This is a genomic window from Roseomonas sp. CECT 9278, assembly GCF_918698155.1.
Lineage (GTDB): Bacteria > Pseudomonadota > Alphaproteobacteria > Acetobacterales > Acetobacteraceae > Neoroseomonas.
Window position 1 is genome coordinate 110,808 of record NZ_CAKKLX010000010.1, and the last position, 14,223, is coordinate 125,030.

The following is a 14,223-nucleotide window of genomic DNA, read 5'->3' on the forward strand; positions in this document are numbered from 1 at the left end:
TCAGCGGATGCGCGGCAGCTCGTCGAAGGAATGGAAGGGCGGGGGCGAGGAAACCTGCCATTCCAGCGTGGTCGCGCCGGGGCCCCACGGATTGGCCGCCACCTTCTCGCCGCTGCGGAAGGTCAGCCAGATCACGTAGAAGAACAGCACCAGCGACGCCGCCGAGATGTACGCCCCGACCGAGGCGATGAAGTTCCACGCCGTGAAGGCCTCCGGATAGTCCGGGTAGCGGCGCGGCATGCCCTGGTTGCCCGAGAAGTGCATCGGGAAGAAGGTGATGTTCACGCCGACGAAGGTCATCCAGAAATGCACCTTCCCCCAGAATTCGGGGTACTGGCGGCCGCTCATCTTGCCGATCCAGTAGTAGAAGCCGGCATAGATGCTGAACACCGCGCCCAGACTCAGCACGTAGTGGAAGTGCGCCACCACGTAGTAGGTGTTGTGCAGGATCTGGGTGATCGGCGCATTGGCCAGCACCACGCCCGTCACGCCGCCCACGGTGAACAGGAAGATGAAGCCGATGGCGAACAGCATCGGGGTCTTCAGCTCGATCGACCCGCCCCACATGGTGGCGATCCAGGAGAAGATCTTGATGCCCGTCGGCACCGCGATCACCAGCGTGGCCGCCATGAAGTAGGCGCGGGTGTCGACATCCATGCCCGACTGGAACATGTGGTGCGCCCACACCACGAAGCCGACGAAGCCGATCGCGACCATGGCGTAGGCCATGCCGAGGTAGCCGAAGACCGGCTTGCGGCTGAAGGTGCTGACCACGTGGCTGATGATGCCGAAGCCCGGCAGGATCATGATGTAGACTTCGGGGTGGCCGAAGAACCAGAACAGGTGCTGGAACAGCACCGGGTCGCCGCCGCCCTCGGGCCGGAAGAAGGCCGTGCCGAAGTTGCGGTCGGTGATCAGCATGGTGATCGCCCCCGCCAGCACCGGCACCGCCAGCAGCAGCAGGAAGGCGGTGACCAGCATCGACCACACGAACAGCGGCATCTTGTGCAGGGTCATGCCCGGCGCGCGCATGTTCAGGATGGTGGTGATGAAGTTGGCCGCGCCCATGATCGACGACGCGCCCGCCAGGTGCAGCGAGAACAGCGCCAGGTCCATCGCCATCGACGGGTGGAACTGACGGTCCGACAGCGGCGGGTAGATGGTCCAGCCCGCACCTGGGCCTTCGCCCACGAACAGCGAGGCGCCCAGCAGCAGGAAGGCCGGCACCAGCAGCCAGAAGCTGATGTTGTTCATGCGCGGGAAGGCCATGTCCGGCGCGCCGATCATCAGCGGCACGAACCAGTTGCCGAAGCCGCCGATCAGCGCGGGCATGACCACGAAGAACACCATGATCAGCCCGTGGGCCGACACGAAGGCGTTCCAAACCTGGCCGTCGCCGAAGATCTGCAGGCCGGGGTGCTGAAGCTCCATGCGCATCAGCACGGACAGCGCGACGCCGATCACCCCCGCGAACAGCGCGAAGATGATGTAGAGCGTCCCGATATCCTTGTGGTTGGTCGAGAACAGCCAGCGGTTGACGAAGCCGGGCTTGTGGTCGTGGTCGTCGTGGTGCGCGTCGGTTGCGGTGGCCATCGTCTGTCCTCTCGCGCCTTAGCGGCGCGCCTCCGCGATCTGAAGGCTGTCGGTCTGCTCGGGTGCGGCGGCCTGCACCGGGGCGGGCGCATCATCCGCGCGGGCGAAGCGCGTGCGCGCCGCGGCCACCCAGGTGTCGAATTCGGCCTGCGGCACGGCACGCACCGCGATCGGCATGAACCAGTGGTTGGTCCCGCAGATCTGGTTGCACTGGCCGTAGAACACGCCCTCGCGGTCGGCGCGCATCCAGGTCTCGAGCGCGCGGCCGGGGATGGTGTAGCGCTGGATGCCCAGCGCCGGCACGAAGAAGGAATGGATCACGTCATAGCCGGTGGTCAGCACGCGCACATTGGCGCCGATCGGGATCACCAGCTCATTGTCCACCGCCAGGCGGAACAGGTGGCGGCGTTCCGGCGGCAGTTGGTCCTCGGTCAGCGGATAGCTGTCGAAGTTGAAGTTGCCGTGGTCCGGATAGGTGTAGTTCCAGTACCACTGGCGGCCCTGCACGCTGATCGTGATGTCGGCGTCGGGCGTACGGTCCTGGTAGTAGATCAGCCGGAAGGACGGGATGGCGATGACCACCAGGATCAGCACCGGCACCACGGTCCAGGCCACTTCCAGCAGCGTGTTGTGGCTGGTGCGCGACGGCGTCGGGTTCACCTCGGCGCGATAGCGGAACACGCACCAGGCCAGCAGCACGAGCACGAACACCGTGATGACGACGATGATCCAGAAGACCAGCGAGTTGAAGCTGCTGATTGCTTCCTTGATCGGGCCGCCGGATTCCTGCAGGCCCATGCCCCAGGATTGCGGGGCGCCGACCATCCCCTGCGCCAGGACCGGGCCGGCCGCGAAGGCCAGGACCAGACCGAGCATTGCCGCCCACAGGCGCTTCGCGTCGCTCAACCGCATCACCATTCCCCGGGCGCGTTGCCCGCGCCGCCCCGCCAGAAACATGCACATGCGCCGATGGACTGGCGCGCGCGGACCATAGTCGCGGCACCCCGCACCGCACAAGTGAGCACGACCCGCGATCCGCCAACCCTGCGCCGGCGCAACGATGCGTCAGGGATGCCGACCGCGCGGCGTGATCCAGACCCCGCCCGGCGCGCCCCAGGGCTGCGCCGGCTGGATGGTCGGGTCGGGCGGGCACATCGGCCGCATCACGCCGCAATCCCAGACGAAGCGATCGGGCCGCCCGGTCATCTGGCCGCCGCGTTCGAACCGGCATTCGCACAGCTTGCCGGCCATGCAGGCCACCTGGCCCTCGATTTCTGCGGTGCAGGCGGGCGGCGCCTGCGCGGCCGCAGGGCCAGCAAGAATCAGGGCGAGCAGCCGGATCATGCGCATGCCGCGCAGCCTGCCCCGGCAAGGATTGCGGCTTCGTGCACGGACCGCCCCTTGCGCCCCGCCGCGCGCCGGCCTTCCTTCCGGCCATGACCCACCCACCATCGGCGACCGCGCCCTGGATCCGCTGATCCGCATCCTGGTGCAGGCGGCGCAGTGGCTTCGGCACCCGCCCTCGCGCACGCATGTCCGCATCATGGTGGCGGTGGTGGTGCTCGCGCTGGCGCTCGTGGCAATCGAGACCTGGGTCGGCTGGCCGGATTGGGGGCGGGTGGACCAGCGCGGCGGCCTGGTTGTCCGGCCCTGAGGCGGTCGCGCCACCAATATCTTGACGTGCCCCCCACGCGCCGCGATACGAACCCTGACCGGCGGGAAGACCGGCACCCATCGCATGGCCAAGGGTTATGCCATCGGGGGATGGGCCAGGCAGACCAGATTGACCGGGCGCCATTCGGGCGCCGCATCTCCGGCCTCTTGCGGGGCCGCCGCGAGACGTGAGGCCGTGCCATGCCGCTACCCGATTCGTCCCCCGACGCCGCCGTGCCGGCCGCCTTCGCGCGGCTCTGCGGCGCGCGCGCCTGGTCCGCCCGGCTGGCGGACCTGACGCGCCGCGCACAGGCCGGCCCGCTGTCCGGCCGGGCGGCGCAACAGCGCCATGCCCTGGAATTCGCCCTCGCCCGCGCCGCCGATGCCGGGGCCGCCGGCCGGCTGTCGCTGGCGGAACGGCGCGTGCTGGCCTTCGCGCAGGATGCGGTGCGCCTCGCGCGCGGCCTGCCGGAGGCCCCGCGCGCCCGCCTGCGCGCCCTGGTCCAGCACGGACTGACCGGCGAGGCGACGCTGATCCCGCTGTTCCACCTGCTGCGCACCGCGGCGCTGTACCGCGAGCGCGGCTTCGCCGTGGAATTCGCCGGCCTGGCCGAGGATGCCTCCTTCGACCTGCGCGTCACGCGCGAGGGCGTGACGGCCGAAGTGGCCTGCGAGACCGTCTCGGCCGAGGATGGCCGCCCCATGCATCGCGGCGACTGGTGCGCCCTGGTGGATCGCGTGCATCCGGAACTGCAGACCTGGCTGGCCGCCCATCCCGGCCGCTACCTGCTCAAGATGACCCTGCCGGATGGCCTGTCGGGCCCCGACAAGGCGGTCGAATTGCAGGGCCGCATCATGGCGCTGCTGGCCGCGCAGAAGCGGCAGGATTCGAGCGCCGATGCGGTGCTGAAGCTCGACCCGCTGGTGCTGGCCGGGGCGCAGGCTGCGACCGCCCTGCCGCGCAACCTGCGCGCCCAGTTCGGACCCGAGGCGCACCTGGCCGTCACCGGCGACCCCGCCGGCGGGTCGGTCTTCGTGATGGCGGCGCGCGCAGGGCGCGAGAATGCGGTGGCCGCTGCCGTGGTGGGGCGGATGCGGCTCGCGGCGGAAAGCCGCCTGACCGGCGCGGCCCCGGGCATCCTGTCGATGTTCGTCGAGGACATCGACCGCGCCGAATGGCGGTCCCTGCGCGAGACGCTGGAGCTGGAAGGCGCAGCGCGTCGCTTCCTGACCGAACCGGCGGCGCGGCGCGTGGTGGCGGCGGCCTGCGCCTCCCGCATGGAGATGTTCGGCCTGGCCCCGCCGGATGCGGCGGAAGATGGCGAGCTGCGCTTCCGCAACCCATCGCACCCGGCGGGCAAGCTGGCGGCGCTGGCGCCGGCGGTGACCTCCTCGATGTGACGGGCGCCGGTGTCGCCGTTCGGTCGCGCGCACCGCGGCATGCCGCGGCGGCCTGGACCGGACGGGGACGCGGGCTGGACGCTGCGCGGCTTGTCGCCTGCGCCGGCAGGGTGGCAGTCTTGCCAGGGCCCGCCCACGCGCGGGACGACCAGCAGGAGACACCGCCATGCGCCGTCGTTCCTTCCTCGCCGCCGCCGCGTCGGTGCCTGCCGCACCTGCTTTCGCGCAGAATTCGCGGGCGCGCACGCTACGCTTTGTGCCGCAGGCCAACCTGACCTCGCTCGACCCGATCTGGACCACCGCCGCGGTCACCGAGAACCACGGCTGGACCGTGTTCGACACGCTGTACGGCATGACCGACGACCTGCGCGTGCAGCCGCAGATGGCCGAGGGGCACAGTGTTTCCGACGACGGCCTGACCTGGCTGATCCGCCTGCGCGAGGGCCTGCGCTGGCATGACGGGGAGCCGGTGCGCGCGCAGGATTGCGCGCCATCGCTGGCGCGCTGGGCGCGGCGCGACACCTTCGGCCAGTCGCTCGGCGCCGTGGTCGATGCGTGGGAGGCCGCCGATGACCGCACCATCCGGGTGAAGCTGAAGTCGCGCTTCCCGCTGCTGCTGGAGGCGCTGGCCAAGCCCGCCGCCGTGGTGCCCTTCATGATGCCCGAACGGATGGCGCGCACCGACCCGTTCCAGCAGGTGACCGAGACGGTGGGCTCCGGCCCCTACCGCTTCCTGCGCGACGAGTATGTGTCGGGCTCGCGCGTGGCCTATGCGAAGTTCGACGGCTACGTGCCCCGGCAGGAGGCGGCGTCGCGCACCGCCGGGGGCAAGGTCGCGAATTTCGACCGCGTCGAATGGACCATCATGCCCGACAGCGCGACGGCCTCGGCCGCGCTGCAGGCCGGCGAGATCGACTGGTGGGAACAGATCAACGCCGACCTGGCACCGCGGCTGCGGCGCACGCGTGGCGTCGAGGTCGCGGTGCTGAACACGCTCGGCTACATCGGCGTGGCGCGCTTCAACAACCTGCATGCGCCCTTCAACAACCCGGCCATCCGCCGCGCGCTGCTGGGCGCCATCACGCAGGAGGATTTCCTGCGCGGCGTGACCGGCAACGATCCCTCCGCCTTCCGGCAGTGCCTGTCGATGTGGCCCTGCGGCACGCCGTATGAGAGCACCACCGCGAACACCGCGATGCAGGGCGCGCGCAACCTCGATGCCGTGCGCGCCGCCATTCGCGCCGCCGGCTACAACAACGAGAAGGTGGTCATCATCAACCCGACCGACTTCCCGACCATCGGGCCGTTCGGGCAGATCATGGCCGACCTGCTGAAGCGCCTGGGCATGAATGTGGACCTGGTCGAGACCGACTGGGGGTCGGTGGTGCAGCGCCGCGCCAGCAAGGAACCGCCCGAGCGCGGCGGCTGGTCGATCTTCCACACCTGGTGGCCGGGCGTGTCGATCATCAATCCCGCGGTCAACGCCACGCTGCGCGGCCAGGGCGATCGCGGCTGGTTCGGCTGGTACGACAATCCGCGCGTCGAGGCCGCGGCCGCGCAATGGCTGCTGGCCGAGACCGAGGCCGAGCAGAAGCGCCTGGCCGACGTGATCCAGCGCGAATCCTTCGAGAACGCGCCGATCCTGCCGCTCGGGCAGTTCTTCATCTCGACCGCCTACCGCAGCGGGCTGTCGGGCTTCGTGCAGGGATCGGGCGCCTATCCCTGGAACATCCGGCGGGCTTGAGCACGATGGCACGACTGACGCGCGACGAGATGCGCGGCAAGGCCCAGACGGTGCTGGGCCTGGTGGACCCGGCGGTGCTGGGCAGCACGCTGATGCACGAACACCTGATCTGGGACATCCGCCCGCCGTCGATCCGCGACCGCGACCCCGGCGCGGAACCGGGCCTGGCGAACCATTGGGGCATGAGCAGTTCGACCGCCGCCTCCCCCGCCAATGCCTGGCAGCCCAGCGTCGAGGTGGCGAGCGAGGCGGTGGCGGAGGCCGTGGCGGCCGGCTGCGAGACGATCGTCGAGTTGTCGATCGGCGGTCTCTCGCCCGACCCCGACGGGCTGGTGAAGGTCGCGCAGGCGACCGGCTGCCACATCGTCATGGGCTGCGGCCACTATGTCGAGGACTACCAGTTCCCGGCGAACCACACCCGCACCATCGACGACTTCGCCGCCGAGATGGTCGCGCAGGTGCAGGACGGCATGTGGGGCACGCGGGTGCGCGCCGGCCTGCTCGGCGAGATCGGCTGCCAGGATGCCTGGACGCCGCTCGAGCGCCGGGTGATGGCGGCGGCGCTGATCGCCCAGCAGGAGACCGGCGCGGCACTGACCATCCACCCGGCCCGCCGCCAGGATTCGCCGCAGGAGGTGATGGACTTCATCGCCGCGCATGGTGGCGCCGACACGTCGCGCATCATCATGGACCACATCGACCGCACGGTGTTCGACGACGATGCACTGTTCCGCCTGGCGGATACCGGCGTGGTGCTGGAATGGGACCTGTTCGGGCAGGAGAGCAGCCTGTACGTCCACAACCTGGACATCGACATGCCCAATGACGCGGGCCGTCTGCGCGCCATTCGCAAGATCCTGGACCGCGGGCACCGCGGCCAGGTCGTCATCAGCCACGATATCTGCCACCGCGCGCACATGACGCGCTGGGGCGGGTGGGGCTACGCCCATATCCACCGGACGGTGCTGCCGCTGATGCGGCGGCGCGGGTTCAGCGCGGCGGAGATCCAGGAGATCCTGGTGGATACCCCCCGCCGGCTGCTGACCTTCGTGTAGCGGCCGCGCGCGCCGTCAGGCCGCGCGCATGTCCATCGGCACCACGGGCACGCCGGGCTGTGGCGTGGGCTGCCAGGCAGCGCCGCGGCCGATGGTCGGGTCGCGCAGCACATAGCCACGGCCCCAGACCGTGCCGATCAGGTCGGTGGCGCCGGCTTGCGCCAGCTTCTTGCGCAGCTTGCAGATGAACACGTCGATGATCTTCACCTCCGGTTCATCGATGCCGCCATAGAGGTGATTCAGGAAGGCCTCCTTGGTCATCACCACGCCCTTGCGCAGCGCCAGGAGTTCCAGGATGGCGTATTCCTTGCCGGTGAGGTGGACCGTCCGGCCTTCGACCGTCACCTCGCGCGAGCCGAGGTTGAGGTTCAGCGGACCAACCTGCAGGGTCGGCTGGCTGAAGCCCTTGGCGCGACGCACGATCGCCTGGATGCGGGCGACCAGCTCCTGCTGGTCGAAGGGCTTGGTGATGAAGTCGTCGGCGCCCATGCCGAAGACCTTCACCTTGGTCTGCGGGCGCGACACGCCCGAGAGGATCAGCACCGGCGTCTCGATCCGGGCGGATCGCAGGCGGCGCACCACCTCGGATCCGTCGATGTCCGGCAGCATCAGGTCGAGGATCACGATGTCGTAGTCATAGAGGCGGGCCAGTTCGACCGCCTCCTCCCCGGTGTCGGCGGTGTCCACGATCATCGCCGCCTGCTTGAGCATCAGGGTGATGCCGCGAGCAGTTGTGAGATCATCCTCAACTAACAAGACGCGCATTTTGGTGCCCTCTCACGCTACAGGCGTAGAATACCACCTATGCGCGTATCCTCAAGCGGTTTTTCATCCCCTTTTTGCATCAAGAATGGTTGGTAAACGCTTGAATTGAGGAATGATAGCGTTTTTGAGACAAACCGACCCTTCAAGATTATCGCGGAAGGGAGAGCAACGCCTCTACCCAGGGTTGTGGCGCCTCGCGCGGCAGGAAATGGCCCGCACCCGGCACCACCAGGCGGCGAAACGGCCCCGAAAACCACCGCCCGCACCCCTCGCTGTTCGCCGGCGCGTCCACGCCGTCCTCCGCGCCATGCAACACCACGCCCGGAACCGTGATCGGCGGGCGCATGGCCAATTGGGACTCGATCCCCTCCAGCGCCGGATCGCCCGGCGCGGCCCGGTGCCGATGGCGATAGGACTGCACCACCGTCGCCACGAAATCAGGGTTGTCGAAGCTCGCGGCCGTCATCGCGTATTCGGCATCGCCCAGCGCATAGGTCGGCGACCACAGCCGCCACAGCAGCCGGCAGAATGCCGAGCGGTCGGCGGCAAGCCCGGCCGCCCCGCGCTCGGTGTGCAGGTACCACTGGTACCAGTACCGCAGTTCACGCTCCGGCGCGGCCGGTTCGCCCGACCTGGCGATATCCTGGATATTGTACCCGGTCGCCGAGACCAGGCCGATCACCCGGTCGGGCCACAGCGCGGCGACGATGCAGGCCGCCCGCCCGCCCCAGTCATATCCCGCCAGCAGCGCGCGGCGGATGCCCAGCGCATCCATCAGCGCCAGCAGGTCCGCCCCGAGCGCCGCCTGCTGGCCCGACCGCGGCGTGGCGGGATCGCGGTAGCGTGTGGGGCCATAGCCGCGCAGATACGGCACCACGACCCGCAGCCCGGCCGCCGCCAGCGGACCCACCACGCCGTCATAGGTGCGGGTGTCGTCGGGAAAGCCGTGCAACAGCACCACCGGCACGCCGGACTCCGGCCCGTGCAGCTCGACCGCGACGTCGAGCGCCCCGGCGGTGACCATGATATGCGCCATCTGCGCCGTCCTCCTGCGGTGTGGGCGCCGATGGTCTACCGACGCCGAGAAGGCTTCCAGAGCCCGACCGCCGGATGTGATGAACCTGAAGGCTCCGCGCCCGTGGCGGTGACACCAAGCCGCCGCCGGCGGCCACGCCGACTCCCTGGCCTACCGCCAGCGCCGATGCATCCACAGCCACTGCCCGGGATTCTCGCGCACCCAGCCGGCGATCACGTCGTTCATCGCCTGGGTGGCGGCCTCGACATCGATCAGCCCCTCGGCGTCGCGCGGCAGCGGGATTTCGTCGGTCAGGTCCAGGCGGAAGCGGCCATCGGGCAGGCGGATGGCGCGCGCGCCATGCACCGGGCAGTCGAAGCGCCGCGCCAGCTGCGCCAGCAGCGGATTGGCCTGCGCCGGGCGGCCCAGGAAATCGACCCGCGGCCCGCGGCCGAAGCGCTGGTCCACCAGCATGCCGATGTGCTGGCCGCGCTCCAGCGCGCGCGCCAGCTTGAAGGGCGCGGACATCCCCGCCGCCACCAGCGTGCCCATGCTGTCCTGGCGCAGGCGCAGGATTTCCTTCGCCACCGCCGGGCTGTTCGGCGTGCGATACAGCACCGCGCTCTCGATCCCGTGGCGCGCGGCGGCGATCGCCGGCAATTCCCAATTCGCCAGGTGGGCGGAAAACACGATCGCCGGCTTGCCGTCATCGCGCAGGCGTTCGTACAGCGCGACGGTCTCGGGACTGGCGGTGATGCGCCCGGCATCGGGGTGCGCGGGGTCGAAATCCCAGATGCGATCCATATGGACGTATTCGCAAGCGACGCGGCCCAGGTTGTCCCAGGCTTCGCGCAGGATCGCGGCGCGCTGCGCCTCGGTCTTGTCCGGGAAGGCGCCGGCGATGTTCTCCCGCGCGATGCGGTGCGCGCTGGTCAGCGGCCCCAGCGTGCGCGTGATGGCGGCGCCGATCTTCGGCCCGGAATCCGGACCCAGCAGGCGCAGCAACGCAAAGACCGCCCGGACCAGAAGCCCGAACAGGCGGTCGGCGAACAGCCACGCGCGAACCTTAAAGCGTAACAACGATCTTCCCGAAGACGCGCCGGCTTTCCAGCCGGTCGAGCCCCTCCGTGAAGTGCTCCACCGGCAGCACGGTGTCGAGCACCGGCAGGATGCCGCGCGCCATCTTGGCGTAGCCATCGGCGATGTTGCGCATCGATGCGCCGAACGACCCGAAGATGCGCAGCTGGCGCTGGAAGATCATCATCAGGTTGGTCTCGGCCGACACGCCGCTGGTCGACCCGCAGGTCACCAGCCGCCCGCCCATGCGCAGCGACAGCAGCGATCCCGCCCAGGTGGACGCACCCACATGTTCGAACACCACGTCCACGCCGACCTTGCCGGTCGCGCGGCGCGCCACGGTCGGGAAGTTCTGCGTGGAATAATTCACCACGATATCGGCGCCGAGCGCCTTGGCCTTCGCGCATTTCTCGTCATCGCCCGCGGTGGCGATGACCGTGCAGCCGAGATCCTTGGCGATCCGCACCGCCACCGTGCCGATCCCCGAACCGGCGGCGTGCACCAGGATGGTTTCGCCCGGTTCCAGCTTCGCGTTGTCGAACAGCATGTGCTCGACGGTCGAGAAGGTGATCGCCCCGCAGGCGGCATCGTCCCAGGCGATGCCATCGGGCACGCGCACCAGCAGACGCGCCTCCTGGTTCACCAATTCGCAGGCGAAGCCGCCGACGTGGAAGCCCTTCACGCCGCGGACGTTCTCGCAAAGATTATCCTGGCCCGCGCGGCAGCGCCGGCACGTCCCGCAGGTCAGCGCGCCATAGGGCGCGGCGCGGTCGCCGACCTTCCAGGCGGTCACACCCTCGCCCACCGCGACCACCTCGCCCACGGCTTCCGCGCCCACGATCAGCGGCATCTCGCGCTTGGCGAAGGCCATGCCGCGGAAGCCCCAGACATCGATGTGGTTCAGCGCCACCGCCTTGATCCGCAGCGTCACCTCGCCCGGGCCGGGCGGCGGCGGCGCGGACACGTCTTCCAGCCGCAGGTCGCGGTCGCCATGCAGGCGCAGCGCGCGCATCGTGGTCATGGCGCGGCACTCACCACCAGGCAGACATTCTGCCCGCCGAAGCCGAAGGAATTGGACAGCACGTGCCGCAACCCGCTCACCTTCCGCGCCGTGTTCGGCACGACATCCAGCGTGATCGCCGGGTCGGGCTCATGGTGGTTGATGGTCGGCGGCAGCACCTGGTCGCGGATGGTCAACAGAGACAGCGCGGCCTCGATCGCGCCCGCGGCCGAGAGCGTGTGCCCCAGCATCGACTTGTTCGACGAAATGGGCGGCGGCGCATCGCCGAAGACGGCGCGCATGCCCAGCGTCTCCATCTTGTCGTTCTCCGGCGTGCCGGTGCCGTGCGCGTTGACATAGCCGATATCCGCGGGCGCGATCCCGGCATCGGCGATGGCATTGCGCATCGCGCCGATGATGGCGTGGCCATCCGGGTTGGACCGCGTGCGGTGGAAGCTGTCCGCGCGCTCGCCGCAGCCGGACAGGATGCCCAGCACCGCAGCGCCACGGGCCGTCGCGTGCTCCAGGCTTTCCAGCACCAGCGCGGCGGCGCCCTCGCTCATCACGAAGCCGTCGCGCGTCTTCTCGAAGGGGCGCGATGCCCGTTCCGGGTCATCGTTGCGCGCCGTCAGCGCCGAGAGCAGCGAGAAGCGGATCACCGCCTCCGGCTGCACCGACCCGTCGGCGCCGAGGGCGATGGCAGCGCTCGCCTCGCCGCGCTGGATCGCCTCGACCGCCATCTGGATGGCGGAGGCCCCCGTAGCGCAGGCCGTGGTCAGCGCGATCGGCGCGCCGCGCGTGCCGAAGCGGGCCGCGAGCCGTTCGCCCACGCCGCCGAACATGAAGGTTTCATACAGATCCGACCGCCCGGCCGCGACATCCGTCGCCGCGCGATACGACCCATCGCCATTCGCCCGCCGCGCCAGCTCGAAACGCTGCGGCCATTCGTATTCGACCGGCGGCATGCCGACCATCAGCGGGCCGGGGAAGCCGCCCTCGGCGATCGCCGCCTGGGCCAGGGCCTCGGCCACCGCGGCGGCGGCCATGCGCTCGACCCGCTCGGGTGAGCTGACCGCGGCACCGCCCGCCGCTTCCTCCGGCAATTCGACCGTGCCGGCGATGGTGGTCCGCAGCTTGTCGGTGGGAAAGCGGCGGATGCGCGAAATGCCGGACTTGCCGGCCACGATCGCCGCCCAGTTCTCCTCGCGCCCCCAGCCGAGCGGGCTGACGATGCCGATGCCGGTCACCGCGACCAGCGGGCGCCCCAGATGGTCCTTCATGCCGCGCGCTCCAACAGGGCCAGGGCCTCGCCCCGCCACTGGCCGAAGCCGGTGACCAGGATGCGATCGACCGGCCCCTCGCCGGCATCCGCCGGGTCCATCGCGGGATAGAAGCCGCCGCGCGACAGCGCCAGCGCGCCCAGCGCGACATTGGCCGGGAAGGCCGCTTCGACGCCATGCCCCAGCAGCGACCCGGTGCGCCGCACCGCCGCCGCGCCCAGCCCGGCCAGGAAGGCCTCCTCCTCCGCCCGCGCCTCGGCCACGCCGGTCATGCCCGACAGCACGCCAAGGCCCGCGCCTGACGGTGCGCCGAGCGCCGCGTGCAGCGCCCGCGCCGCGCCGGCGGAAGCCCCGCCCGCGCGCTTGTGCGTCGCATCCGTCGCCACGCCCGCGATGCGCGCCAGCGGCACCGCACCGCGCGCAGCGGCGTGCTCCGCCGTCTCCAGCACCAGGAAGGCGCCGAGCGCCCCACCCACGAACCCGCCCGCGCCATCGCGCGCCGAGACCGCCGCGAAGGGCCCGCGCCACACCGCCCCGCCCGCGCCGTACAGCAGCACCAGGTCCCAGCGCTGCGACGCATAGGCACCGCCCACCAGCGCGATGCCCCCGCGCCCCTCGGCCAGCCGCGCCGCGGCAATCCGCACGGCATCGGCCGCGGCCGCTTCCTCGCCCATGAAGGTGCGCGAGGAGCCGGTCACGCCATGAACGATCGAGATATTGCCCGCCAGCAGGTTCGACAGCTGCGCCAGGAACAGCGTCGGCCGCAGGTCGGTGGCGAGGCGTTCATTCAGCACCGCCCCGGCCTGGTCGGCGGGCGTGGTGCACAGCGCCGTCGCCACTGCCTCGTCCACCGCCACGTCGCGCTCGCCCCCGCCGGCGGCGACGATCAGGTGCATGTCCGCCACCAGCCCGCGCGCGCCGGCCTGGTCGATGGCCAGCCCGGCGGCATAGGTGCCCAGCCGCTGCCAGGGCTCCATCTGCCGCTGGTCGCCCTTCTTCGGGATCTGCGCGTCGAAGCTCATCGCCGGCAGCGGATGCACGGCATAGGGGGCGAAGGCGGCCTCATCGACCACCGGCGTCGCGCCGGGCTGCGACAGCACGGCCCAATGCGCGTCCGGCCCCTCGCCCAGCGAGGAGACCAGCCCGATCCCGGTGATCACCACATCCTGCCGCGTCATGCGAGGCCGAGCTCCTGCCCACGCTGCTTCATCGCAGCCGCCAGTTCGGGCGCGGGGAAATCCATGATCCGCAAGGTCAGCTCCGCGTCGCAGATGCGCTTGCCGGCGGCCTCGATGCGCGCCTTGGTCACCGCATAGCCCGACCCGTCATGCAGCCGCTGCGCATGCACCGTCACCGGCGTGCCGGGACCCACGAAGGAGCGGAACTTCGCCTCCTTCACCCCCATCAGGAAGGGCATGCGCTCGAAGCCCATCAGCTTCAGCAGCAGCCAGCCGGAGGCCTGGGCCATCGTCTCGACCAGCAGCACGCCGGGCATCAGCGGGTAGCCGGGGAAATGTCCCTCGAAGACCGGCGAGGCCTCGGGGATGGTGCTTTCGACCACGATGGCCTCGCCTTCCAGCGCGGCCACCCGGTCGATCATCTGGAAGTATTCGAGGCGCATTTGTCTGGGCCGGCCGATT

The 14,223-nt window shown here is 70.3% G+C and carries 14 protein-coding genes; 4 read left to right on the forward strand and 10 right to left on the reverse strand.

Annotated elements, in window-relative coordinates; all coding sequences use genetic code 11:
- The 3 genes from ctaD to LQ222_RS09320 form a co-directional block, all read right to left on the reverse strand.
- Window positions 1–1,593 carry a cytochrome c oxidase subunit I gene (ctaD, locus tag LQ222_RS09310; protein ID WP_230165989.1) on the reverse strand — a complete coding sequence of 531 codons (1,593 nt, stop codon included), beginning with the start codon at window positions 1,591–1,593 and terminating at the stop codon, window positions 1–3.
- A gap of 18 nt (window positions 1,594–1,611) precedes the next feature.
- On the reverse strand, window positions 1,612–2,505 hold the full coding sequence (coxB, locus tag LQ222_RS09315; protein WP_230165991.1) for a cytochrome c oxidase subunit II: 894 nt from the start codon (window positions 2,503–2,505) through the stop codon (window positions 1,612–1,614).
- 153 nt (window positions 2,506–2,658) lie between these two features.
- The gene (locus LQ222_RS09320) at window positions 2,659–2,943 is read right to left on the reverse strand and encodes a hypothetical protein (RefSeq protein ID WP_230165993.1); all 285 of its coding nucleotides are present in this window, start codon (window positions 2,941–2,943) and stop codon (window positions 2,659–2,661) included.
- Here LQ222_RS09320 and LQ222_RS09325 point away from each other — a divergent pair.
- From LQ222_RS09325 to LQ222_RS09340, 4 genes are all read left to right on the forward strand, one after another.
- Entirely contained in the window at window positions 2,942–3,247 is a 306-nt protein-coding gene (locus LQ222_RS09325) for a hypothetical protein (RefSeq protein WP_230165995.1), read from the forward strand. The two genes, LQ222_RS09320 and LQ222_RS09325, sit on opposite strands and share 2 nt — an antisense overlap.
- Before the next feature lie 200 nt (window positions 3,248–3,447).
- The gene (locus LQ222_RS09330) at window positions 3,448–4,647 is read left to right on the forward strand and encodes a hypothetical protein (RefSeq protein WP_230165997.1); all 1,200 of its coding nucleotides are present in this window, start codon (window positions 3,448–3,450) and stop codon (window positions 4,645–4,647) included.
- 166 nt (window positions 4,648–4,813) lie between these two features.
- Window positions 4,814–6,391: an ABC transporter substrate-binding protein gene (locus tag LQ222_RS09335; protein WP_230165998.1), complete on the forward strand. Its 1,578-nt coding sequence runs from the start codon at window positions 4,814–4,816 to the stop codon at window positions 6,389–6,391.
- Window positions 6,392–6,396: 5 nt separating this feature from the next.
- Complete coding sequence (locus tag LQ222_RS09340; RefSeq protein ID WP_230165999.1) at window positions 6,397–7,446, forward strand: phosphotriesterase; 1,050 nt, start codon at window positions 6,397–6,399, stop codon at window positions 7,444–7,446.
- Window positions 7,447–7,461: 15 nt separating this feature from the next.
- On the opposite strand, the gene ctrA is transcribed toward LQ222_RS09340, so the two are convergent.
- The 7 genes from ctrA to LQ222_RS09375 all read right to left on the reverse strand — a co-directional run bounded on the left by ctrA (window position 7,462) and on the right by LQ222_RS09375 (window position 14,204).
- The gene (gene ctrA / locus LQ222_RS09345; RefSeq protein ID WP_230166000.1) at window positions 7,462–8,211 is read right to left on the reverse strand and encodes a response regulator transcription factor CtrA; all 750 of its coding nucleotides are present in this window, start codon (window positions 8,209–8,211) and stop codon (window positions 7,462–7,464) included.
- A 148-nt stretch (window positions 8,212–8,359) separates the two neighbouring features.
- Window positions 8,360–9,247, reverse strand: coding sequence for an alpha/beta fold hydrolase (locus LQ222_RS09350; protein ID WP_230166001.1), 888 nt, complete (start codon window positions 9,245–9,247; stop codon window positions 8,360–8,362).
- Window positions 9,248–9,397: 150 nt separating this feature from the next.
- Window positions 9,398–10,306, reverse strand: coding sequence for a lipid A biosynthesis lauroyl acyltransferase (locus LQ222_RS09355; RefSeq protein ID WP_230166002.1), 909 nt, complete (start codon window positions 10,304–10,306; stop codon window positions 9,398–9,400).
- Window positions 10,293–11,324 carry a zinc-binding dehydrogenase gene (locus LQ222_RS09360; RefSeq protein WP_230166003.1) on the reverse strand — a complete coding sequence of 344 codons (1,032 nt, stop codon included), beginning with the start codon at window positions 11,322–11,324 and terminating at the stop codon, window positions 10,293–10,295. The genes LQ222_RS09355 and LQ222_RS09360 overlap by 14 nt, the downstream gene beginning before the upstream one ends.
- Window positions 11,321–12,583 (reverse strand): beta-ketoacyl synthase N-terminal-like domain-containing protein, encoded by a 1,263-nt coding sequence (locus tag LQ222_RS09365; protein ID WP_230166005.1) that lies wholly within the window; start codon window positions 12,581–12,583, stop codon window positions 11,321–11,323. Before LQ222_RS09365 ends, LQ222_RS09360 begins: the two co-directional genes overlap by 4 nt.
- Window positions 12,580–13,761 (reverse strand): beta-ketoacyl-ACP synthase, encoded by a 1,182-nt coding sequence (locus tag LQ222_RS09370; protein WP_230166006.1) that lies wholly within the window; start codon window positions 13,759–13,761, stop codon window positions 12,580–12,582. The genes LQ222_RS09365 and LQ222_RS09370 overlap by 4 nt, the downstream gene beginning before the upstream one ends.
- Window positions 13,758–14,204, reverse strand: coding sequence for a 3-hydroxyacyl-ACP dehydratase FabZ family protein (locus tag LQ222_RS09375; protein WP_230166007.1), 447 nt, complete (start codon window positions 14,202–14,204; stop codon window positions 13,758–13,760). Before LQ222_RS09375 ends, LQ222_RS09370 begins: the two co-directional genes overlap by 4 nt.
- Window positions 14,205–14,223: the final 19 nt, after the last annotated feature.

Excerpts from the sequence above, each read along its gene's own strand:
- ctaD (WP_230165989.1), bottom strand. The coding sequence starts at position 1,593 with ATGGCCACCGCAACCGACGCGCACCACGACGACCACGACCACAAGCCC.
- coxB (WP_230165991.1), bottom strand. The coding sequence starts at position 2,505 with ATGCGGTTGAGCGACGCGAAGCGCCTGTGGGCGGCAATGCTCGGTCTG.
- LQ222_RS09325 (WP_230165995.1), top strand. The coding sequence starts at position 2,942 with ATGCCGCGCAGCCTGCCCCGGCAAGGATTGCGGCTTCGTGCACGGACC.
- LQ222_RS09320 (WP_230165993.1), bottom strand. The coding sequence starts at position 2,943 with ATGCGCATGATCCGGCTGCTCGCCCTGATTCTTGCTGGCCCTGCGGCC.
- LQ222_RS09330 (WP_230165997.1), top strand. The coding sequence starts at position 3,448 with ATGCCGCTACCCGATTCGTCCCCCGACGCCGCCGTGCCGGCCGCCTTC.
- LQ222_RS09335 (WP_230165998.1), top strand. The coding sequence starts at position 4,814 with ATGCGCCGTCGTTCCTTCCTCGCCGCCGCCGCGTCGGTGCCTGCCGCA.
- LQ222_RS09340 (WP_230165999.1), top strand. The coding sequence starts at position 6,397 with ATGGCACGACTGACGCGCGACGAGATGCGCGGCAAGGCCCAGACGGTG.
- ctrA (WP_230166000.1), bottom strand. The coding sequence starts at position 8,211 with ATGCGCGTCTTGTTAGTTGAGGATGATCTCACAACTGCTCGCGGCATC.
- LQ222_RS09350 (WP_230166001.1), bottom strand. The coding sequence starts at position 9,247 with ATGGCGCATATCATGGTCACCGCCGGGGCGCTCGACGTCGCGGTCGAG.
- LQ222_RS09360 (WP_230166003.1), bottom strand. The coding sequence starts at position 11,324 with ATGACCACGATGCGCGCGCTGCGCCTGCATGGCGACCGCGACCTGCGG.
- LQ222_RS09365 (WP_230166005.1), bottom strand. The coding sequence starts at position 12,583 with ATGAAGGACCATCTGGGGCGCCCGCTGGTCGCGGTGACCGGCATCGGC.
- LQ222_RS09370 (WP_230166006.1), bottom strand. The coding sequence starts at position 13,761 with ATGACGCGGCAGGATGTGGTGATCACCGGGATCGGGCTGGTCTCCTCG.
- LQ222_RS09375 (WP_230166007.1), bottom strand. The coding sequence starts at position 14,204 with ATGCGCCTCGAATACTTCCAGATGATCGACCGGGTGGCCGCGCTGGAA.